18 protein-coding genes are annotated in these 21639 nt (G+C 69.6%); 2 read left to right on the top strand and 16 right to left on the bottom strand.

The features are described from left to right. Positions 1-52 precede the first annotated feature (52 nt). Positions 53-214 carry a hypothetical protein gene (locus ACZ4WS_RS12020; protein ID WP_467979560.1) on the bottom strand — a complete coding sequence of 54 codons (162 nt, stop codon included), beginning with the start codon at positions 212-214 and terminating at the stop codon, positions 53-55. Between the two features lie 169 nt (positions 215-383). Then, the gene (locus ACZ4WS_RS12015; RefSeq protein WP_467979559.1) at positions 384-542 is read right to left on the bottom strand and encodes a hypothetical protein; all 159 of its coding nucleotides are present in this window, start codon (positions 540-542) and stop codon (positions 384-386) included. Between the two features lie 103 nt (positions 543-645). Here ACZ4WS_RS12015 and ACZ4WS_RS12010 point away from each other — a divergent pair, with 103 nt between their 5' ends. Beyond that, the gene (locus ACZ4WS_RS12010) at positions 646-1761 is read left to right on the top strand and encodes a M48 family metallopeptidase (protein ID WP_467979558.1); all 1116 of its coding nucleotides are present in this window, start codon (positions 646-648) and stop codon (positions 1759-1761) included. Between the two features lie 158 nt (positions 1762-1919). Here ACZ4WS_RS12010 and ACZ4WS_RS12005 read toward each other — a convergent pair whose 3' ends face one another. From ACZ4WS_RS12005 to proB, 5 genes are all read right to left on the bottom strand, one after another. Then, entirely contained in the window at positions 1920-2987 is a 1068-nt protein-coding gene (locus ACZ4WS_RS12005) for an SCO2583 family membrane protein (RefSeq protein WP_467979556.1), read from the bottom strand. Between the two features lie 124 nt (positions 2988-3111). Beyond that, positions 3112-3726, bottom strand: a complete 615-nt coding sequence (locus tag ACZ4WS_RS12000) for an SCO2584 family spore wall biosynthesis protein (protein WP_467979555.1) — start codon at positions 3724-3726, stop codon at positions 3112-3114. An 86-nt stretch (positions 3727-3812) separates the two neighbouring features. Next, positions 3813-5099: a glutamate-5-semialdehyde dehydrogenase gene (locus ACZ4WS_RS11995; protein WP_467979554.1), complete on the bottom strand. Its 1287-nt coding sequence runs from the start codon at positions 5097-5099 to the stop codon at positions 3813-3815. Between the two features lie 61 nt (positions 5100-5160). Beyond that, the gene (locus ACZ4WS_RS11990) at positions 5161-5655 is read right to left on the bottom strand and encodes a hypothetical protein (RefSeq protein WP_467979974.1); all 495 of its coding nucleotides are present in this window, start codon (positions 5653-5655) and stop codon (positions 5161-5163) included. Between the two features lie 280 nt (positions 5656-5935). After that, positions 5936-7063 (bottom strand): glutamate 5-kinase, encoded by a 1128-nt coding sequence (gene proB / locus ACZ4WS_RS11985; protein WP_467979552.1) that lies wholly within the window; start codon positions 7061-7063, stop codon positions 5936-5938. Between the two features lie 256 nt (positions 7064-7319). Between proB and ACZ4WS_RS11980 the strand changes: the two genes are divergently transcribed. Beyond that, on the top strand, positions 7320-8723 hold the full coding sequence (locus tag ACZ4WS_RS11980; RefSeq protein ID WP_467979550.1) for a polysaccharide pyruvyl transferase family protein: 1404 nt from the start codon (positions 7320-7322) through the stop codon (positions 8721-8723). Positions 8724-8864: 141 nt separating this feature from the next. Here ACZ4WS_RS11980 and ACZ4WS_RS11975 read toward each other — a convergent pair whose 3' ends face one another. The 9 genes from ACZ4WS_RS11975 to rplU form a co-directional block, all read right to left on the bottom strand. After that, a complete protein-coding gene (locus ACZ4WS_RS11975) occupies positions 8865-10007 on the bottom strand; it encodes a glycosyltransferase family 2 protein (RefSeq protein ID WP_467979973.1) in 1143 nt (380 codons plus the stop codon). Positions 10008-10336: 329 nt separating this feature from the next. Further along, complete coding sequence (locus tag ACZ4WS_RS11970) at positions 10337-12451, bottom strand: hypothetical protein (protein ID WP_467979548.1); 2115 nt, start codon at positions 12449-12451, stop codon at positions 10337-10339. 186 nt (positions 12452-12637) lie between these two features. Further along, complete coding sequence (locus ACZ4WS_RS11965) at positions 12638-14137, bottom strand: D-ribitol-5-phosphate cytidylyltransferase (protein WP_467979547.1); 1500 nt, start codon at positions 14135-14137, stop codon at positions 12638-12640. Positions 14138-14334: 197 nt separating this feature from the next. Further along, complete coding sequence (locus tag ACZ4WS_RS11960; RefSeq protein ID WP_467979545.1) at positions 14335-15531, bottom strand: hypothetical protein; 1197 nt, start codon at positions 15529-15531, stop codon at positions 14335-14337. 121 nt (positions 15532-15652) lie between these two features. After that, positions 15653-17203, bottom strand: coding sequence for an alkaline phosphatase D family protein (locus ACZ4WS_RS11955; RefSeq protein WP_467979543.1), 1551 nt, complete (start codon positions 17201-17203; stop codon positions 15653-15655). A 202-nt stretch (positions 17204-17405) separates the two neighbouring features. Beyond that, positions 17406-18878 (bottom strand): FG-GAP-like repeat-containing protein, encoded by a 1473-nt coding sequence (locus ACZ4WS_RS11950; RefSeq protein ID WP_467979542.1) that lies wholly within the window; start codon positions 18876-18878, stop codon positions 17406-17408. Between the two features lie 265 nt (positions 18879-19143). Next, entirely contained in the window at positions 19144-20580 is a 1437-nt protein-coding gene (gene obgE, locus ACZ4WS_RS11945; protein ID WP_467979540.1) for a GTPase ObgE, read from the bottom strand. Between the two features lie 169 nt (positions 20581-20749). Beyond that, complete coding sequence (rpmA, locus tag ACZ4WS_RS11940) at positions 20750-21004, bottom strand: 50S ribosomal protein L27 (protein WP_028802588.1); 255 nt, start codon at positions 21002-21004, stop codon at positions 20750-20752. Between the two features lie 14 nt (positions 21005-21018). Next, positions 21019-21339, bottom strand: a complete 321-nt coding sequence (gene rplU, locus ACZ4WS_RS11935) for a 50S ribosomal protein L21 (RefSeq protein WP_103551359.1) — start codon at positions 21337-21339, stop codon at positions 21019-21021. Positions 21340-21639: the final 300 nt, after the last annotated feature.

Raw genomic sequence — 21639 nt, 5'->3', positions numbered from 1 at the left:
CCCGGTCGACGGGCTCCGGCCGACAGGGGCCCCTGAGCGGGCCCGGTGGGGCTCAGCGGTCCCGGTTGAAGCGCGTGGTGATCCACAGCAGCAGGAGCAGGATGAAGAAGGCGCCGCCACCGGTCAGGTACGGGCTGAGGCTCTCGTGGTTGCCGCCGTGCTCGCCCTCGGCGGCGACGGTGACCAACTGTGCAGCGGTGCTGTGGAAGCTCATCTCGGCAGGACCTATCCGGTGTGGGCGGGATAAAGACGTCGGCCCATCGTATGCGGGGGCCTCGGCCGCGATCACGCCGACTCCGCCGTTGGGGACGCCGGTTACGGCGCACGCCTCCCACCGGTTGCCGCGCACGCCCCTCAGGGATACGGCGATCCCCGCGGGGAACTCAGTCGTCCCGCTTGTACCCCCGCAGCAGGAACCAGGCGGTCAGAGGCACTCCGACGGCCAGAACAATCAGCACGACGCGGAGCAGATTGCCCGGGCCCTGCTTGTCTGCCGCGCTCGCGGCCTCCGTGAGCCAGACGGCTGCGGGGATGTGCTCCATGGCGTACGACTCCTTCTCTGTACTGCCCGTCCACGGTATCTCCGCCTAGGCTGGGCTCTGCCTTGGGGGCACATAGGGCACTCAGACGCACATGGGGGAAGACATGTCCGACGACGGCCACGACCAGAACGGGCACGAGAACGTGCCGAGCAGGCAGCGCAGGCGCTTCGAGGGGATCTCCTCGCGGGCGTACGAACACCCGGCGGACCGCTCGGCCCTGGTGGCCCTGCGCAAGCTGAGCGGCTTCGACACGGTCTTCAAGGCGCTCAGCGGTCTGCTGCCCGAACGCAGCCTCCGGCTGCTGTTCCTGTCCGACTCGGTGCGCGTCTCGGACGCCCAGTTCGCGCACCTCAACCACATGCTGCGGGACGCCTGTTACATCCTGGACCTGGAGAAGGTCCCGCCGATGTACGTCACCCAGGATCCGCAGCCGAACGCGATGTGCATCGGCCTGGACGAGCCGATCATCGTCGTCACCACCGGGCTCGTCGAGCTGCTGGACGAGGAGGAGATGCGGGCCGTCGTCGGGCATGAGGTCGGCCACGCGCTGTCCGGCCACGCGGTCTACCGCACGATCCTGCTGTTCCTCACCAACCTGGCGCTCCGGGTCGCCTGGATCCCGCTGGGCAACCTCGCGATCATGGCGATCGTGACCGCGCTGCGCGAGTGGTTCCGCAAGTCGGAGCTGTCCGCCGACCGCGCCGGGCTTCTGGCCGGCCAGGACCTGCGGGCCTCGATGCGCGGCCTGATGAAGATGGCGGGCGGCAACCATCTGCACGAGATGAACGTGGACGCGTTCCTCGCGCAGGCCGAGGAGTACGAGGCCGGGGGCGACCTGCGCGACTCCGTGCTCAAGATCCTCAATGTTCTCCCCCGCACCCACCCCTTCACCACGGTTCGCGCGGGCGAGCTGAAGAAGTGGGCCGAGTCCCGCGACTACCAGCGGATCATGGACGGTCACTACCCGCGCCGCAGCGAGGACAAGGACACCTCGGTCTCGGACTCCTTCCGGCAGTCCGCGGCCAGCTACGCCAGCGACGTGAAGAACTCCAAGGACCCGCTGATGAAGCTGGTCAGCGACCTCGCGGGCGGTGCGGGCGACCTCGGCGGCCGGGTACGACGCGGCTTCGGCGGCTTCGCGAGCAGCTCGCCCAAGGACGCGCCCCCGCGGGACACCGACGAGCACCCGGACGACGAGAGCCCCAACGGCAACGGCTGATCAGAGCCCTCGGTCGAACGCCGGTTCGCAGTCGCTCAGACCGACCGCCGGGTTGGCAGACACCCACGCCGACCGCCGGTGCGCGGACGCCCACGCCGACCACCGGTTCGCGGAGGCCCAGGGCCGACCGCCACCGGTTCAAGAACGGCGACCGCCGGTCACAGCCTCGGCTGCGCGCTCGTCGCCAGCGACCCGCACAGCGCCGTCGCGCTCCCGGTCGCGTACGGGTCCGTGCCGGCCGGGCCGCCCGCCTTCGCCGTCTGCCCCGCGAGCAGCGGGCGCAGCCGGCTGACCGAGTCCTCGGAGCAGGCGAGCGGCCCGGCCTGGATGTAGGAGACGACCAGCTCGGCCTGGTGCATGCGCAGGTCGTCGCGGTCGAAGCGGAAGTGCAGCTCGCGCCGGACGGTGAACAGCGAGGCCCGCGCGTTGGCGTCCGAGCCCGCCGCCTTCAGCGCGTACACGAAGGTGTGGTCGGCGATGACCTCAAGGGTGTTCGAGTCGAACTCGGCTGCCTGGAGGGTGCCCTGGACGCGAATCTGCTGGTCGGCGAGCTGGACGCGGGTCGCGTCGAAGCGGACCAGCCAGCCGGTGGGCGCGTGCCGCCCGTCGGCGGTCGGCCGCTCGAAGCTCTGGTCGAACTGGTCGAGCTGCTGGGGGTCGAGCAGGATCCGTACGGGCCGGTTGGTGGCGCCGGTGAGCACGTCCGGGTCGAGGGAGGACTCGACGAGGTAGTCCTTGGCGGTGGTCAGGGCGGTGACGACCTGGCTGTCGGAGAAGTGCGCGGTGCGCCGGGAGGCGGGCATCGTGATGCCCTCGGCGCCGAGGCGGAACTGGGCGGCCGGGCTGTGCGTGTACAGCTCCTCGGCGCTCGTGGAGCCCGGCACGGCGGTCTGCGGGGCGAGCGGTATCACCGTCATGCGCAGCGGCTCGGGGGGCTGCGCGGCGGGGGTCTGGTACGGGTGGCGTACGCCCATGTATATCGCGGTGCCGAAGGCTATGGCGATCAGCAGGACGAGGATCATCGCCTGCCGGGACAGTCCGCGCTGGAGGGCCGGGCGGCGGCGTACGGCCGGGGCGTGGTCGGCCATGCGCTCCTGGGCGGAGAACTCCTGGAGGCGGGCAGCACGGACGAACGACTCGTCGAAGACGACGGATCGGTATTCGTCCTCTCCACCACCGGGAGCGCCCTCGGGTGTCCCCTCAGGTGGGTCTCCTGGCCCGCCCATACCTTCAGAGTAGGTCTCCGGGAGCCCCGGTAAACGCCCTGGTACACGACAAGTTCTGACAGGTTCTCACCAGGGTCGTCACAGTGTTCGCACCAGGGCTGTCATGGCGTTCGCACCAGGGTCGTCACGGTGTTCGAGGGACCGCCGACACCGCTGGCTGGGAGTAGTCGGCCGAAGCGGAGGGGCCGGTGCCGGTGACCTTGTCCTGACCCTGTTCGAGGCCCGTGGAAGCGGGCGACGGGACCAGGTCCTGGCGGCCCGAGGACGCGCCCCGGTAGACCGCCGTGAAGGCGAGCGCGACCATGCCGATGCCCATCATCAGGGCGAGCATCCAGGCCACGGGGCGGTGCCAGCGGGACGGTTTTCCGTAGGCCCTGCCGTACGTTCCCGGTGCGCCGTAGCGGCCTTCCATGACCTCGGTGTCGTCCAGATCGTCCAGATCGGGGTCATGGCCGAAATCACCACGGTCGTCGGGCCCGAAGCCGTCCTCGTAGCGTTCGTCGTCACCGCGTGCGCCCCGGGCGTGCGCCCGGCGCGCCTCGGCCTCGGAGGCCTCCGCTCGGGCCTGGGCTGCGGCGAGCAGTCTCTCCACGGCGGTCGGCTCGTGGATCACGGCCGCCCGTACGAAGTCCTCGTCGAAGACCACGGAGGCGAACTCTTCGTCCGCACCCCCGCGATCGCGGTCGTCGTCGGGCTCCCAGCCGTCAGGGGACGGCGTGCCCCCCACGTCCTCCGGCACGGATCCAGAGTAGACCTGGGGGGTCATTTTGGGCAGACGGTATGGAAATTCATCCGCCCGACGAGACAGTTCGCCGGGGGCGGGAGTCAACGCCGGATGTGCCCGTCCCCGGTGACGATGTACTTCGTGCTCGTCAGCTCCGGCAGCCCCATCGGCCCCCGCGCGTGCAGCTTCTGCGTGGAGATGCCGATCTCGGCGCCGAAGCCGAACTGGCCGCCGTCGGTGAAGCGGGTCGACGCGTTCACGGCGACCGTCGTGGAATCGACCAGTTGGGTGAAGCGGCGGGCGGCCTGCTGCGAGGTGGTGACGATCGCCTCGGTGTGGCCCGAGGTCCACAGCCGGATGTGCTCGACGGCCTTGTCGAGCGAGTCCACGACGGCGGCGGCGATGTCGTACGAGAGGTACTCGGTCTCCCAGTCCTCCGGGGTGGCCTCGACGACGGTGGCCTTGGAGTCCTTGGCGTAGGCGAGGACGCGCTCGTCGGCGTGCACGGTGACTCCGGCGTCCGCGAGGGCGTCCAGAGCCCGCGGCAGGAACTCCGGGGCGATGTCCTGGTGCACCAGGAGCGTCTCGGCGGAGTTGCAGACGCTGGGCCGCTGGGCCTTGGAGTTGATCAGGATGTCGATCGCCATGCCGAGGTCGGCGTTCGCGTCGACGTACACATGGCAGTTGCCGGTGCCGGTCTCGATGACCGGGACGATCGACTCCTGGACGACCGTGCGGATCAGCGAGGCGCCGCCGCGCGGGATGAGGACGTCGACCAGGCCACGGGCGCGCATCAGCTCGCGCACGGACTCCCGGCTCTCGCCGGGCACGAGCTGGACGGCGTCGGCGGGCAGCCCGGCGCCGCCCACGGCGTCGCGCAGCACCCGTACGAGGGCGGTGTTCGACTCGTACGCGGACGACGAGCCCCGCAGCAGCACCGCGTTGCCGGACTTCAGGCAGAGCGCGGCCGCGTCGACCGTCACGTTCGGGCGGGCCTCGTAGATGATCCCGACGACGCCGAGCGGCACTCGCACCTGGCGCAGGTCGATGCCGTTCGGCAGCGTGGACCCGCGCACGACCTCGCCGACCGGGTCGGGCAGCGACACGACGTCGCGGACGTCCGAGGCGATCGCGCGCACGCGCTCGGGCGTGAGCGTGAGCCGGTCGATGACGGTCTCGCTGGTGCCGGCCTCGCGGGCGCGCGCGATGTCCTTGGCGTTGGCGGCGACGATTTCGCTCGTACGGACCTCCAGCGCGTCCGCGATCGCGAGCAGCGCGTCGTCCTTCTCGGCCCGCGGCAGGGGCGCGAGGTCGGCGGCGGCGGCCTTCGCGCGGTAGGCGGCCTGGGTGACCGGGGACATCGAGTCGTACGGCGAGAGCGTGGTCATATCGGAAGGGTAGTGCGCCGAGCGGACGGGTCCACCGGCTATCCCACACCGCGAGACAGGCTCAAAAGGGGTGAACTCCGACAGGCGTCGCCGGCAGCGGTCCGTACCCCTCGGCGATCCGCTGGTGGTACGTCTCGCGGTCGATGACCTCGAGGCCGACGATCTCCCAGGGCGGGAGCTTGGCGGTCTGCCGGTGCTCGCCCCACAGGCGCAGCGCGACGGCCGCGGCGTCGTGCAGGTCGCGGGCCTCTTCCCAGTAGCGGATCTCCGCGTGGTCGTTGGCATACCGGCTGGTCAGCAGAAAGGGGTGGTCGTGGGCGAGCTGTTCGAGACCGCGCCTGACCTCCTTGAGCGGGGCCTCACCGCCCGAGACGCTCAGCGTGACGTGCCACAGCCGGGGCTGGTCCGCCGGCTGTTCGCCCTCGTACGTGTCGCCGGCCGCGACGCTCGTCAGGGCCCGTTCCTCGCCCGTCACACGGGATGGGTGTCCCCCCGCTCGAGCGGAGCCGAGAGTGGGGGCGGCACCACCGCGGGACGCCGCCGCCCCAGGGCGCACTCGTCTCACGACGGCCTCCTTTACGCAATGGTCGTGCCGAATCTCCCTGCCACAAAGTTGAGCAGGTAGGCCGCCTCCGCGTGGCGGTTTTGCGGAACGTCCCCCACGGGAGGCGGGGGAATCGGCCGTTTACGGGTGTAGTGGGCAGCTGTTTTACGCAGGCCGCCGGGTCCCGCAGAACGGATGTCTGACGGCTGACAGGCCGGACGTCCCAAGGCCGACGGAACGGATGTCCGACGACTGACGGACCGGACGGCTCACGGCCGACGGACCGGATGCCTTACGGCTCCAGGAGCACGAGATCATCCCTGTGTACGACCTCACGCTCGTACGCGGGACCCAGCTCGCGCGCCAGTTCCCTGGTCGAGCGGCCGATGAGCTGGGGAATCTCCTTGGCATCGAAGCTCACCAGGCCTCGCGCGACCGCCCGGCCCGTGCTGTCGCGCAGCTCGACGGGGTCGCCCGCGGTGAACTCGCCCTCGACGGACGCGATGCCCGCGGGCAGCAGCGACTTGCGCCGCTCGACGACCGCGCGCACGGCCCCGTCGTCCAGGGTGAGTGCGCCCTGCGGAGTGGAGGCGTGCTGAAGCCACAGGAGCCGGTCGGCGGACCGCTTGCCGGTGGGGTGGAAGTACGTGCCCGTGTCCCCGCCCGCGAGGGCGTCGGCGGCGTGGACGGCGCTGGTCAGCACCACCGGGATGCCGGCCGCCGCCGCGATCCGGGCCGCCTCGACCTTGGTGACCATGCCGCCGGTGCCGACGCCCGCCTTGCCCGTGCTGCCGATGTCGATGCCGTCGAGGTCGGAGGGCCCGCGTACTTCCGCTATCCGCGACGTACCGGGCTTGCTGGGGTCGCCGTCGTACACGCCGTCCACGTCGGAGAGCAGGACGAGCAGATCGGCTCGTACGAGATGGGCGACGAGCGCGGCGAGCCGGTCGTTGTCGCCGAAGCGGATCTCGTCCGTGGCGACCGTGTCGTTCTCGTTGACGACCGGCAGGGCACCCATCGCGAGGAGCTTGTCGAGGGTGCGCGAGGCGTTGCGGTGGTGGGCGCGGCGGCTGGTGTCGTCGGAGGTCAGGAGCACCTGGCCGACGCGGATGCCGTAGCGGGCGCAGGAAGCGGTGTAGCGGGCCACCAGGAGACCCTGGCCGACGCTCGCGGCGGCCTGCTGCCGGGCGAGGTCCTTGGGGCGGCGGCGCAGTCCGAGCGGTGCGAGCCCGGCGGCGATGGCGCCGGACGAGACGAGGACGACCTCTCTCTCGCCGCCGCTGCGGCTCTTGGCGAGCACGTCGACGAGAGCGTCGACCCGGTCCGCGTCGAGGCCGCCCGCGGCCGTGGTCAGCGATGAGGAACCCACCTTGACGACGATTCTGTGGGCTTGTGCCACGGCCTGCCTTGCCCCTGCCACCTGCTGTGTGTCCCCTCGCGTCGGTCCGGCTGCCCCGTCCGGCAATCTACGCGAAGGGGCAGGGGAGATGCGTGTCCGTCCAGTACACGGACGCCCGCAGTGCCCGGTTCACACCGAATTGACCCAACTTATGGGCTGACGTCATGTAATCGAATGCTTACGCGACGCGTATGCGAAAAAGGTTGTGCAGGTTCCTCATGGAAATTAAAGTCCCCGTAAAGTTAAGTTGATGAATGTGGCACCTAAAGTTCGCGCGGTGAAGCGCATACTCCTGAGATCGGGGAAAAGCCCCTTCGACGTCGTCCCCGTGGAGCAGGCACTCCACCGGGACGTTTTCGCGACCAATTCGGGCAACCTCATCTTCAGCGATGCCGCGCACAAGATCCTCTCGACCCCGAACGCCGAGGTCGTGTCCAACGGGATCCGCACCAACGTCAACGCCGCGGGCCGGATCAACGAGCAGTTCGACGCCTTCGTCGTCCCGCTGGCCAACGCGTTCAGGCCGTCGTTCGAGCCTCAGCTCAGACGCCTGACGCAGCTCATCAGCAAGTTGAAGATCCCCGTGATCGTGCCGGGGATCGGCGCGCAGGCCGGCCTCGACTACAACCCGGCGCGGCTGAAGCCCATGGAGCCCGCCGTCCGGGAGTTCGTCTCCGCGGTGCTCGACCGCAGCGCGACCATCGGGGTGCGCGGCGAGTTCACCGAGCGCTATCTGAAGGACATGGGCTTCCGGGACGTCGAGGTCATCGGCTGCCCCTCCCTGTTCATGTACGGCAAGGATCTCGACGTACGGAAACGGACGGACGCGCTCGGTCCCGAGTCCCGGATCGCGATCAACGGTTCGCACAGCGCGGTGAAGACACAGGGCCTCGACCGTGTCATCCGCAGCGCCCACGCGCGCTACCCGTACCTGCGCTTCATAGGCCAGAACCTCAGCGACGCCCGCCAGCTGCACTGGCGCGACCTGACGGACCCGAACGGCTCCGTCACCGGGATGCCGACCCACCCGGACCACCCGATGTACCGCGAGGACAAGGTCCGCGTCTACATCGACCCCGTCACCTGGATCGACGACCTCCAGGACTTCGACTTCTCCTTCGGCTCGCGCATCCACGGCAACATCGCGGCGCTGCTCGCCGGTACGCCCGCGACGGTGCTGTGCTCCGACTCCCGCACCCTGGAGCTGTGCCGCTACTTCGGCATCCCGCACCGGCCGCTCAACACGGTGCCCGAGGATCTCGACCCGGCCCAGCTGTACGCGGAGGCCGACTTCAGCGCCCTGACGGGCGGTCACCAGGAGCGCTTCGAACGCTTCACCGGCTTCCTGGACCGCAACGGTCTGGAGAACACCTTCACGCACGGAGACGCGGGCGCGGCCTACGAGGAGCGCATCGACTCGCTCGCCTTCCCGCCCGGCGTCCGCCCCTGGAACGACGCCGACGTCGCCTCCCTCACCACCCGTTTCGGCTGGCTCCAGAGCCGTATCACCGAACTGTCCACGGCCAACGCCCAGTTGAAGCGCGAGCTCGACCGGTCACGCAAGACGGCGGCGAAGAGCACCGTCGTCGCCGCGGCGAGCTCGCCGGGACGCTCCGTCTACCGACGGGCGCGCAGCGCGGTGGGGCGGCCGCTGCGGAAGGCCTTGCAGTCGGGGCGGTAGCAACAGCAACCCCCACAGGGTCGATCTCCGCGGGCGCGTGGCCGCGGCGTACTGCGGGGCCCGGGCGCGCCTGACAGGTACCGCGCCCGCGGACGTGCTCCGGACGCGCGCAAGGGCCTCACGAGCACCCCCGGGAACTGATCACGCCGCGCGGCGCGCCCCCAACACCCGGCGCGCCACTCGACGCAGCCGGGGAAAGCGGGTGCGCGGCGGCCTGAAGCCCTCGATGGTGACCGTTTCACGGGTGGTCGGCACGAAACAGCTGTCCGGGATGCCGGCGGCCGGGTCGCGGAAGTGGGGGTAGGCGAGAAAGACCTTGCGGCCGCGGGACTCCAGCAGGACCGCGGGGGTCTTCTTCGCCTTGATGAACTTCAGTACGTCAATGAGGAGATCGGCGCGACCCCGCGCCACGAGGTGGAGTCGCAGCCGCTCGTTCACCTTGATGCGTGCGGCGACACCCTCGTGCCAGTGCGCGTCCATCAGCGGCTTGGCCAGCTCGAGCTTATGACGCTGTACGTCCTCGCTGACCTTGAGGAAGCCGGGGCCGAACTGCGGGAGCAGGGTGATAAGTAAGGGGCGGACCATCAGGGCGTCGCGGCGCGGCCCGGCGGGTACGTGCTCGGCGATCAGACCCATCAGCGCACGCGCGGAGTCGAAGCGCAGGGTGTAACTGCCGCTCTTGGTCATGTGCTTGCCGTCGTCGCGGCCGACCAGGTAGTAGCACTCGTAATCGGCGATCACGGAGACACCGTTCGCCCGGAGGTACGCCTCCATCGTGAACAGGGCGTCCTCGCCGGTCTTCAGCGACTCGTCGAAGTGCATGCCGTGCTGGGTGAGCAGCTCGCGCCGGAAGAGCTTCTGGGCGCTCAGGGTGAACTTGATCTGCGAGGAGAAGACGTCGGTACGGGGCTGGTCCTTGCCCCACATCGACTTGGGGGCGGTCCGGTTGACCCCGACGACCTTGCCGAGCACCACGTCGGTGCCCTGCTCGTCGGCCATCGCGACCATGCGCTCCAGGGCCTCGGGGCCGAAGTAGTCGTCCGCGTCGAGGAAGAAGACGTAGCGTCCGCGCGCCTTGTCGAGACCGACGTTGCGCGGGCCGCTGGGGCCGCCCGAGTTGGACTGCCTGATCACTGAGACGGCCATGGGCGCGCGCTCGGCGAACTGCTCCAGGTACTCCCCCGTACCGTCCGTCGACCCGTCGTCGACGGCGATCACCTCGATACGCGCGGCGTCGAGCGTCTGCGCCTCCACCGACTGCAGACACTTGACCAGGTACGGCATTGCCTCGTACGCGCCGATGATCACACTCACATCAGGCTGCGTCACATTTCCCCCTTATTACGGGGAAGTGTCCAGTGGAACATTTCCCTCTTATCACCTCAATCGCTACTTGGAAGACGACTGAAAGTACGTACCGGTTGCCCTGAGTCGCTCATTTCGTGACTCAGCTCACAGGAGGCCATGAGGTGCCTCACAGTCCAGACTTACAGGGAGACGTAAGAGGACTCACCAACGTACGCAAAAGAAAACGTAAGAAAAGGGCCCGGCCCCGAGGAGTGTTCCTCGGGGCCGGGCCCTTGCGCGGCTCGGCGGGTCAGCTCATGACCAGGTCAGCCCGTGACCGCCGCACCGTCCGTCTCACCGGTCACTCGCGTCTCATCGGCCACCCGCTGGCCGGGCAGCGCGTTCGCCAGGTCCACGGCGGCGGCCGAAGTGCCGTTCTCCTGGCCGAGGTTGCGCCGCTCGGCCTTCTGGGCCAGCTGCCGCACCGCGGAGTTGAACTGGTCGATGGACGCCGGCTCGTCGGGGCCGAGCAGGTACCGCTTCAGCTCCTGGCGGTCGGCCGCCTGCGCGTCGGCGGCCGTGTCGATCACCGCAGTGAGCAACTGCCCCAGTTCCGCAGCCGAGTTGGACAGGATCACGGCGGCGCGCACCGCGGTGTTCTGCCGCTTGAACTCCTCGACGCCCAGCTCCGCGGAGTCCGTGACCGCGTACGGCTTGCCGCTCGCGATGAAGTCCGAGACCACGCTGGATATGTCCGAGACCATCGCGTCGGAGACGTTGAAGCAGTCGTACAGGCGCGGCTCGGCGCCCGTGATGACGCGGTGCTCCCAGGCGCCGAAGGAACGCCAGTAGGCGTCGTTCCACTCGCCGCGCAGCCGGGCGACCTCGGCGTGCTTGGCCGCGTCGACCATGCCGTCGCGGGTGGCCTCGGCCTCGTCGCCCGCCTCGGAGGCGCCGGACAGCACCGCGATACGGGCCTCGATGCGGGCCAGCTCGGCCTTGGCCGCGCTCTGCGCCGCGGTGTCGGCGACGAAGCGCGGGTCGGCGGCGCGCTCGGCGGCCGCCTTCTCGACCAGCGCCGTGATCCGCTGGTGCGCGGCCTTGGCCTCGGCGCTGCGGGTTCCGGTGAAGGGGTGCGGCTTGTAGAGGACGCGGACCGGCTGCTCGGCCTTGAGCAGCCCCCGCACGATGTTCTCGCCCGCGAGCAGGATGGAGGTGTTGCCGGGGTTGTCGTCCCAGCCCTCCCAGGTGGGCGCGTACAGGACGGTCGGGATACGGCCCTCGGGCACCCCGCGCCACGGCTGGATCGGGGCCAGCTGCGGGCGGCCCACCTCCACTATGTCGTCGTCACGGACGCCGACGTCGGCGATGGCGTAGCGGTCGCGGCCCGCGCGACCGGCGGTCCACACCTCGTCGTACACCTTGCTGAACGGGTTGACGCTGGCGAGCTTGTCGCTGTCGCCGTGGCCTATGAAGACGTGCTTGATGGTCGGCACGCGCAGCATGTGGATGTTCTTGCCGACGTTCGCCGCGTACAGCGCGACGCGCACCGTGGACAGGTCCATGTTCATCAGGTGCACCCCTCCGGGCACGCAGATGACCGGCACCGTGGTGGGCGCCATGCGCTCCAGGATGGCGCGCTCGCGGAGGATGATCAGCGGCCGGGTGTCCAGCTGCTCCATCGTCTCCAGCCACATGTTGACCTGGTACGCCGAGTCCTTGGAGCCCGAGAAGTAGAGCACCGTCTCCGGGCGGTACTCGCGCAGCCACTCGTCGACCGCCGCCAGGACCTTCTCGGCGTTCGGCGGGGTCTTCCTGCCGCGGACGTAGGGGACCAGCGCGGCGACGTAGAGGAAGCCCAGTGCCAGGGTGACCGCGACGCCCGCGAACCCGTAGACGTCGCTGTCGGTCCCCGCGGTGACGAGGACGCCGACGACCGCCGCCAGGTCGAGGTGGAGCATCTTCTCCGCGGAGCGGTCCAGCAGGCCGCGGGGCGGGGCGTCCGGGATGCGGACGCGCGAGCCGAGGTCGACGTTGCGGGTGGCGACGGGCATCTTGCGGCGCAGCCGGATCAGCGTGATCAGCGCGCCGTGCGGGGCCTGGAAGCCGTAGAAGGCCAGGAAGCACGCGATGGCCGCGTAGAAGACCATGCTGTCGGACAGGTCGAGCCGCGCCAGCAGCAGCACAAGCAGCAGCTGCCGGATCAGGAACCTGATGGACAGACCGGCCCGCACCTTGCTGAGGCGATTGATCAGATAACTGCCACGCCGGTGCAGATAGTGGTCCGCCAGGTACGTCACGGCGGCCGCGGCCGCGAAGGCGGCGACGCTCGGCAGGAGCGCGGCGAGCATCAGGCAGGGGAAGCCCAGCATCATGAGGGCCGCCGCGGCCAGCTCGGCCGCGCTGCCCACCCGGGCAACGCGAATAGCGGTGGAAATCACGGAGAAACCTGCTCTTGAGGGATGAGTGCCGGTTTGGTACTAAAAATATTGCTTGGTACTAGAAAGAACCCGAAAGCGTATTGCGGGCGATCTGGAATCTTCTGGAACCTTACGGATTCAGGCCTCTGCGAATGCGCGACAAATGCGCAGACACAGAGGCCTGAATTCCAGAAAGCTATTCGGTAATTATGCCACGCCGTCCTGGCGGTCCAGGACGCTGGCCAGGGCCGCTTCGAAGCCGGAAGCCTGGCCGGCGCCCGCCGTCGGGTCCTGCTGACGGACGTCGATGACGTGTCCGGTGAGCTCGGAGACGAGGACGTCGAGCGAGGTGCGCGCGACGGCCTCGGAGGAGAGCAGCGAGCCTTGGGGCTCCTGGCCGAAGGCCTTGGTGCGCATCGGGGTGGCCGTGCGCTCCGGGTTGATGCAGTTGACGCGGATGCCGTCGCCGGCCCACTCGTCGGAGAGCGCCTGGGTGAGGTTCACCATGGCGGCCTTGGTCGAGGAGTAGAGGCTGTACTCGGCGCGGCCGCGGGTGTAGCTGCTGGAGGTGTAGAGCAGCAGCTGGCCCTTGGTCTCGGCCAGGTACTTGTACGAGGAGCGGGCGATCTGCACCGGGGCCAGGTAGTTGACCTTCAGCGCTTCCTCGATGGTCGCGTTGTCCGTCTCGGCGAGCTTGCCGATGCGCAGCACGCCCGCGGTGTTGATGACGTAGTCGATGCGCCCGGTCTCCGCGTACGCCGTGGACAGCGCGTCGTCGACCTCCTCGGGGTTCTCGACGTGCGTGCCGGTGGTCGAGCGGCCCAGCGCGTAGGTCTTGGCGCCGTAGCCCTCGGCCAGTTCGGCGATGTCCTTGCCGATGCCGTACGAACCGCCGAAGACCACCACGGTCTTGCCGGTGAGCAGCTCGCGGTAGGCCTCCTCGCCGGCCTGCTCGGGCGCGGCGGTGGAGGCGAGCTGGAAGAGCTTGTCGGCGATGAAGACGTCGACGGGCTGGGTGACCTTCATGTTGTACTCGTCGCCCGCGACGACGTGGATCGGCACGTCCGGCAGGTACTTGAGCACGACCGAGCAGTCGTCGGTGGCCTGGAAGTTCGGGTCGTTCGCGGCGACCTCGTACGCCCGGCGGATGGTGGACAGCTTGAACGCCTGGGGCGTCTGGCCGCGGCGCAGCCGGGAGCGGTCCGGGATCTCGGTGATGAACTCGCCGTCCTCGCCGTGCGTGCGGGTCACGATGATCGTGTCCGCGGACGGAATGGCGACGTCGACGGCCTGGTAACGCTCCAGCGCGGTCACGCAGTCGTCTATGACGCGCTCGGACAGCAGCGGGCGCACGGCGTCGTGGAACAGGACGTTGGCGTCCTCGCCCTCGGCCAGGCCCTCACCGAGGGCGGCGATGGCGCGCTCGGTGGTCTCGTTCCGCGTCTGGCCGCCCTCGATCACCTTGGTGACCTTCTGCAGCCCCGCCTTCGCGACGATCTTCTCGACGTCCGGCACATAACCCGGAGCCATCAGCACGATGATGTCGTCGATCGAGTCGGCCTGCTCGAAGGTGGTCAGCGTGTGTTCGATGACCGCCTTGCCGGCGATCTTCAGCAGCTGCTTCGGAATCGACAGACCCACGCGCTGACCGGTGCCGCCGGCCAGGATCACTGCGGTGGTACGGGGTTTGGCAAAGTGCTCAGACACAGGTGACCTACCTTGGGGCGACAGGGAACATTCGGATGGTCCCACTTACGGTTACTGCGGTGCAAGGTGAGCGCCCACTGCTGCATATGTGCGCGCAACCGGTTATTCACCTTGCACGCTGGCGACTTCCGGAACGTCGGACCGGATTGTCCGGATTTGCTGTGAGTAACTGCACACGTTTTTTGTACGCTTTCTCCTCAGGTCCGCTTGAGGCGCCTGAGCACACGGTGACCGAGGACTCGGACGAGTTCCTTCGACGGCGTCTGGTGCACCGAGCGGACGGCGTCGGGGTGCGCCGGGGCCTCGGCCGCCACGGCGAGCGCACCGTACAGCGCGTGGGCCGCCACCTCAGGGTCGATCCGCGCGGGCTCCGGCTCCGCGCTCTCCGCACCCTGCGCGGTGGGTACGGCGGACAGCAGCGCCGGATCACCGAGAACCCGTACGCCCATGGTGCCGATCCGCTCGGCGATCTCGGCGCCGATACCCGCGGCCGCCTCCAGGGCCCAGGCCGGGGTGCTGATCCGCGCGTCGTCCGGCGCAGGAGGGCAGGTGTTCTTCATATGCATGACCGCGCCGTTCCGCACCAGCTTGGAATACAGCTCGTCGGGCAGGCCGTTGCCGCGGAATTCCATGTTGAGCTTCCGCAGCATTTCGGTCTCGGCGAGCGTGAGGGAGCGGTTGGCCGTGTCCGCCACCGGCACCAGGAGACCGTCGGGCAGACCGAGGAGCGACTCGAAGGTGTGCATCAGACCGCCGCGGTCGCTGTCGTCGACCACGACGACCGTGATGTTCTCGGCACCGACGACCCGCGTCCAGCGCTCGACGAGCCGGTCGTGACGGTGGCGGCGCCAGAAACTCGGGTTGGGCTTCTCGTACGGGGCCTTGCGCAGCATGTGCTCGAGCCAGTCCTCGTAGCCCATGCGCAGACCGTTCTGCACGTACTGCTGCCACTGCGAGGGCATGATCTTCGCCAGCGGGCGCAGCGTGACGAGGACGTGCACCCGCTCGCGGCCCAGGTCGTCGACGATCCGCGCGATGGTCTCGTCGTCGGGAGCGTCGGCGAAGAACTCACTGCTGATCACCGAGGTGCGCTTCCCGCCGGCGTGCACCGCGTCCACGAGCCGCTGCCAGTGCCCCTCGGTGGGCTGGGTGTCGCCCATCATGCCGGGCCGGGCGCAGACCGCGAGGGCCGCCTCCATGGGGTGCCTGCTGCGCGCCGGGAAGTCGACGCCGTGCCCGGCCATCGTGTCCTTCGCGGCGAACAGCGCGCCCTGGATCGACGTGGTCCCGGTCTTGTGCGGGCCTATGTGCAGCAGCCGGGTGCCGGCGGGCAGCGGCGCGGGCACAGCCTTCTCAGAGGCTGCCGTGTGGTGTGTCGAACAGTCGGTCTCCATGGTAAGAGGACGTTAAGGAGCAAACCTGAGACGACGCTGAGAATGCCCTGGGACTCCTGTGAGTCCCAGGGCACGTGACTCAAGGCACGTGATTCAAGGCGCGTCGTTCAAGGCGCATGATTCACGCCAGCCGCACCCCGGGCTCCCCGGCCTCCACCCGCAGCCGGGCCACGGTGCTGGAGGCGGCGTCCGGCTGGAGCACCGTCTCCGGGACGCGCACCTGGGCGTCGATGCCGTCGCGGCGGATGTCGAAGAGGTGGTAGCCGCGGTGGGCGTCGATGAACTTCCAGTGCGGGTTGTCCGCCATCCGCGGGTCCCACACCTCGTGGAAGGCCGCCTGGTCCTGGTCGCCGCCGCTGGAGATGGAGGTGCCGACGAACTCGGCGCCGACGACGTCGGAGTCCGGGTCGGCGAACTCCTCCTTGAGGTCGCTGATCATCGTCAGGTGGCGGTCGCCGGTCAGCACGACCGGGTTACGGATGCTCGCGAACTCCTCCATGAGGGCGTTGCGTTCGGCCTGGTAGCCGTCCCAGGCGTCGTAGTACCAGAGCTTGCCCTCGCCGATCTGCAGGTCGGTCTCGGCCATCATGATCTGCGAGGCGATCAGGTTCCAGCGGGTCGGCGAGTGGTGCAGGCCGTCGAGCAGCCACTCCTTCTGCTCGGCGCCGAGCATGGTGAGCGAGGGGTCCTCGGCGGCCTCCTGACTGGTCACCTGGTTGCTGCGGAACTGCCGGGTGTCCAGGACGTTCAGGCGGGCCAGGCGGCCGAAGTCGAGGCGGCGGTACATCTGGATGTGCGGCCCGTTCGGGATCGCGGTCGCCCGGACCGGCATGTGCTCGTAGTACGCCTGGTAGGCGGCGGTCAGCCGGGCCACGAAGGCGTCGTGCGACTGCTTGTCGGGGTCCTGCGGGATCTCCCCGGCGAAGTCGTTGTCGACCTCGTGGTCGTCGAAGGTGACCACCCAGGGGGCGTTCGCGTGCATCGCCGCGAGGTGCGGATCGGTGCGGTACTGGGCGTAGCGGTTGCGGTACTGGACGAGGGTGTACGGCTCGTCGCTGCCCTCGTGCCGGCGTACGGCGGTGGCCGAGGCTTTGGTCTCGTAGATGTAGTCACCGACGAAGAGGACGAAGTCGGGGTCCTGGTCGAGCATGTCGGCGTACGGCGTGAAGTAGCCGTTCTGCCAGTTCTGGCAGGAGGCGAGGGCGACGCGCAGCGAGCCCCCGGAGCTGTACGGGTGCGGCGCGGTGCGGGTGCGGCCGGTCGGCGAGAGCTGTCCGTCGGCGCGGAAGCGGTACCAGTACCTGCGGTCGGGGCGCAGCCCGCGGACGTCGACGTGGACGCTGTGCCCGTACTCGGGCCGCGCCTGCGCGGTGCCGCGCCGCACCGGCTTTCTGAAGCGGCTGTCCTCGGCGAGCTCCCAGTCCACCGGCACGGCGCGGTCGGGCATGCCGCCGCCGTTCAGCGGGTCGGGGGCGAGTCTGGTCCACAGCACGACGGCGTCGGGCAGCGGATCGCCGGAGGCCACGCCGAGCGTGAACACTCCGTCGGGCAGTGGTGTTTCGGCGGCACGCGCGGTGGTGGGCAGCCACAGCTGGGCGGAGGCGGCGGCGCCGAGTACGGCGGCCGAGGCGGTGAGAAAGCGGCGTCGATCGCGTGAGACTGCTCCGGCCATCGGTGAACTCCCTTGCGTCGGTGGCCCCTTGGACTCTGGGAAGCTCACACGGCGCAGCAGCCCGCTCGTTGAACAGAACGCATCGTAGGCATGACAAATGCAGGAGCAACGGACGACCCGCCGTGACAGGGCGACACCCCTCTGTCACGGCGGATCCTGACGGGCCATCACTGACCGTGACCCTCGCGGACCGGCAGCAGGTTCAGTAGGTGAAGCCCTCGCCCAGGTGGGCGCCCTCCGCGACCGTGCCCAGCGTGCCCGCGCCGAAGGTGTACGAGCCGGTCGGGGTCACTCCGGAGGCGGTGGACCGGAACACCCACACCGACCCGGCGGTGGCGTTCTCACCGGGGGCGCCGACGGACAGCTCGGCCCGCCCGTCGTGGTTGGCGTCCACGAGGTGGGTGGCCCAGCCGAAGTGGTCGCGCCACTCCGCGGTGCCCGGCACCCCGGCGGTGTTCTGGCTGACCGCCTTCGCGCCGGTGCCGGTGAGGCCGGACGCGGTGCCGCGCAGGGTGACGACGGTGCCCGCGTCCTGAGTGCCGTCGAAGTCCTCGAACGGCACGCCCACGGAAACATCGGCATACCCGTCGCCGTCGATGTCACCCACGGCGACGCCGGACCCGAAGTGGTCGCCCTTCTCCGCGGTGCCCGGCACCCCGGAGCTGTCCTGGTTGAAGGACTTCGCCCGGACGCCGACGGGGCCGTCCGCGCTGCCGGGGATGTACGTGACCCGGCCTCCCTTGGCGAGCGGGGTGTCCAGGTCGCTGTCGTAGCCGTCAATGGCGCGGCCCACGACGAGGTCCTCGTAGCCGTCCCCGTTCACGTCACCGATGTCGAGGTTCTCGCCGCCCTGCAGTCCCGCACCGTCGTTGTCCGTGACCAGCTGGTACGGCGTGAGCCCGTCCCGGGTGCCCGTCCAGTACTGGACGAGCCGTGAGTCCCACTCGTCGGCGTCGTTCGCGGTCGCGGCGACGTCGGTGATGCCGTCGCCGTTCAGGTCGCCCGCGGCCAGGTCCAGGACGACCCGGTCGAACTGGTCACGCTCGTACTCCTCGCCGCTCGCCACGCCGTCACGGCCGAAGGGGCCGGTCAGCACCCGCAGGTCGCGGTTGTCCGTGACGGCCGCCACGTCGGACGCGCCGTCGCCGTCGAAGTCCCCGGCCACCAGGCCCACGCTGCCGAGGTTGTCGTTCTCCCCCGTGCCGACCGCCAGGGTCGCGCCGCCCGCCAGCCCCTTGGGCCCGCCCCACATGACCTCCAGATACCCGGAGTTGGTGCCGCTCGTGGTGTCCTCGCCGCCCACCCCGACGACCAGGTCCGCATACCCGTCCCCGTCGAGATCGGCGGTGGTCAGCGCGGAGCCGAACCAGTCGTCCTCCTCGGCGGTACCGGGGACACCCGCGGTGTTCTGGCTGACCACCTGCTTCGTCGAGGCCTTCGGCCCGGTCGCCGAGCCATACAGGACGGCGACGTAACCGGCCTGCTTCCTGCCGCCGATCGTCGCCTGAGGGGCGGCCACGGCGAGGTCGGAGTAGCCGTCGCCGTTGAAGTCCTGGCGGACACTCGTCGTGGCGGGTTGGGCGTGGGCGAGGGGCAGGGCGGTGGTGGTGGCGGCGAGCAGGGTGATCGCCACCACCACCGCTCGGCGCGTTCTCGGCTCGGCGGGCTCAGACACGTCGACTCCGGGCAGCTGGAAGGCAGTTGGACGCGGAGAGGAAGATCCTCATCCGCGTCCCATACGACCTCCGGCCCACCCGGTTGGTTGCCCTGCCTACGCCAGGGCTTTCCCTGGCGTTCATGTGCGTGGGCGGCTGCGGGTGTGTGGGGGCGTGCGTGGTGCGTTCTTCGCCCCCGCCGCCCCTTCCCGTCCCGACCTGGGGCTTCCGCCCCAGACCCCGCTCCTCAAACGCCGGAGGGGCTGAATCTCTCCCCCGGAAACCCTAGAACGGCTCGAAGTCGTCGTACTCCTTGTCCGACTCGTCCCGCTCCGCCTGCTTGTCGCGGCGACGCTGCGCGGCGGGACGCGGAGCCTCGAGGCGGTGGTCCTCACCCCGGCGACCGAGCATCTCCGCACCGGCCATGACCGTGGGCTCCCAGTCGAAGACGACCGCGTTCTCCTCGGGGCCGATGGCGACGCCGTCGCCCGAGCGGGCGCCCGCCTTCATCAGCTCCGCCTCGACGCCGAGGCGGTTGAGGCGGTCGGCGAGGTAGCCGACGGCCTCGTCGTTGTTGAAGTCGGTCTGGCGGACCCAGCGTTCGGGCTTCTCGCCGCGCACGCGGAAGAGGCCGTCCTCCTCCTGGACCACGGTGAAGCCGGCGTCGTCGACCGCCTTCGGGCGGATGACGATCCGGGTCGCCTCCTCCTTGGGCTTGGCGGCCCGCGCGTTCCCGACCAGCTCGGCGAGCGCGAAGGACAGCTCCTTGAGGCCCATGTGCGCGACCGCGGACACCTCGAAGACGCGGTAGCCGCGCGCCTCCAGGTCCGGGCGCACCATCTCGGCCAGTTCCTTGCCGTCCGGTACGTCGATCTTGTTCAGGACGACCATGCGCGGCCGGTCGCCGAGACCGCCGTACTGCTTCAGCTCCTCCTCGATGATGTCGAGGTCGGAGATCGGGTCACGCTCGGATTCGAGGGTGGCCGTGTCGAGGACGTGGACCAGGACGGAGCAGCGCTCCACGTGGCGGAGGAACTCCAGGCCGAGGCCCTTGCCCTGGCTCGCGCCGGGGATGAGACCGGGCACGTCCGCGATCGTGTAGACCGTCTCGCCCGCCGTCACCACACCGAGGTTGGGGACGAGGGTCGTGAAGGGGTAGTCCGCGATCTTCGGCTTGGCGGCCGACAGGACCGAGATGAGCGAGGACTTGCCCGCGCTCGGGTAGCCGACGAGCGCCACGTCCGCGACGGTCTTCAGCTCCAGGACGATGTCCTGGAGGCCGCCGGGAACGCCGAGCAGCGCGAAGCCGGGCGCCTTGCGGCGGGCCGAGGCCAGCGCCGCGTTGCCGAGGCCACCGCGGCCGCCCTCCGCGGCGACGTACGACGTGCCGTGGCCGACGAGGTCCGCGAGCACGTTGCCCGCCCTGTCGAGCACGACGGTGCCGTCCGGCACCGGCAGGACCAGGTCCTGGCCGTCCTTGCCGGAACGGTTGCCGCCCTCGCCGGGCTTGCCGTTGGTGGCGCTGCGGTGCGGCTTGTGGTGGTAGTCGAGCAGCGTGGTGATCGACTGGTCGACGACCAGGATCACGTCACCGCCACGGCCGCCGTTGCCGCCGTCCGGGCCGCCGAGCGGCTTGAACTTCTCCCGGTGTACGGAGGCACAGCCGTGGCCTCCGCTACCCGCGGCGACATGCAGCTCGACGCGGTCCACGAAGGTGGTCATGGGGGGTGCCTCCAGCACTTCGGTTACTTCGGTTGCGTACGGAATTGTCTTACGTACGGAATGTCTCTTACGTAACACGCGAAAGGCGGACCCGCCTTCCCGATCGGGAAGTGAGGTCCGCCTCACGAAGAACTCTGTTCTACGGAGCCTGAGCCCTAAAGGGACTGGATCAGGCGACCGGAACGATGTTCACGACCTTGCGGCCACGGTGGGTACCGAACTCCACCGCACCGGCGTCAAGGGCGAACAGCGTGTCGTCCTTGCCACGGCCGACGCCGTTGCCCGGGTGGAAGTGGGTGCCGCGCTGGCGGACCAGGATCTCACCGGCGTTGACGACCTGACCGCCGAAGCGCTTCACGCCGAGCCGCTGAGCATTGGAGTCGCGACCGTTCCGAGTGGACGATGCGCCCTTCTTGTGTGCCATCTCTCCTCAGTCCCTTACTTCGCAGCCGCGGGGATCTCAGTGACCTTGATCGCCGTGTACTGCTGGCGGTGGCCCTGACGACGGCGGTAGCCGGTCTTGTTCTTGTAGCGAAGGATGTCGATCTTCGCGCCCTTGTGGTGGTCCACGACCTCGGCCTGGACCTTGATGCCGGCAAGGACCCACGGGTCGCTCGTCACGGCTTCGCCGTCGACAACGAGCAGGGTCGAGAGCTCGACCGTGTCGCCAACCTTGGCAGTGGAAATCTTGTCAACCTCAACGATGTCGCCGACAGCAACCTTGTGCTGGCGACCACCGCTGCGCACGATGGCGTACACGCGGATCTCTCTCTCGCTCGGAACGGACCCCGCAGTCCAGCCGCGCGCTGCGCGAGCGGCCTCTCCCGAAGCGCCGGGCGCCGGGAGGAAGAGGTTTACGGGGGTGCGGCGCGTCAGGGGACACGCCGACGGTCAAGGTTACGGGGCCGCGACCGAAAGGGTCAAACCAGGCCGGGCCCCGCGGGTGTGCCACCGGTCACGCCGGCGGGGGGGGGGGGGGGGGGGGGGGGGGGGGGGGGGGGGGGGAGAGAGGGGGGGGGGGGAGGGGGGGTGGGGGGGGGGGGGGGGGGGGGGGTTTTT

It is taken from the genome of Streptomyces sp. NPDC029292, from assembly GCF_055569295.1.
Note: the sequence above shows the minus strand (reverse complement) of the source record. Positions and strands in the feature narration are given on the sequence as shown.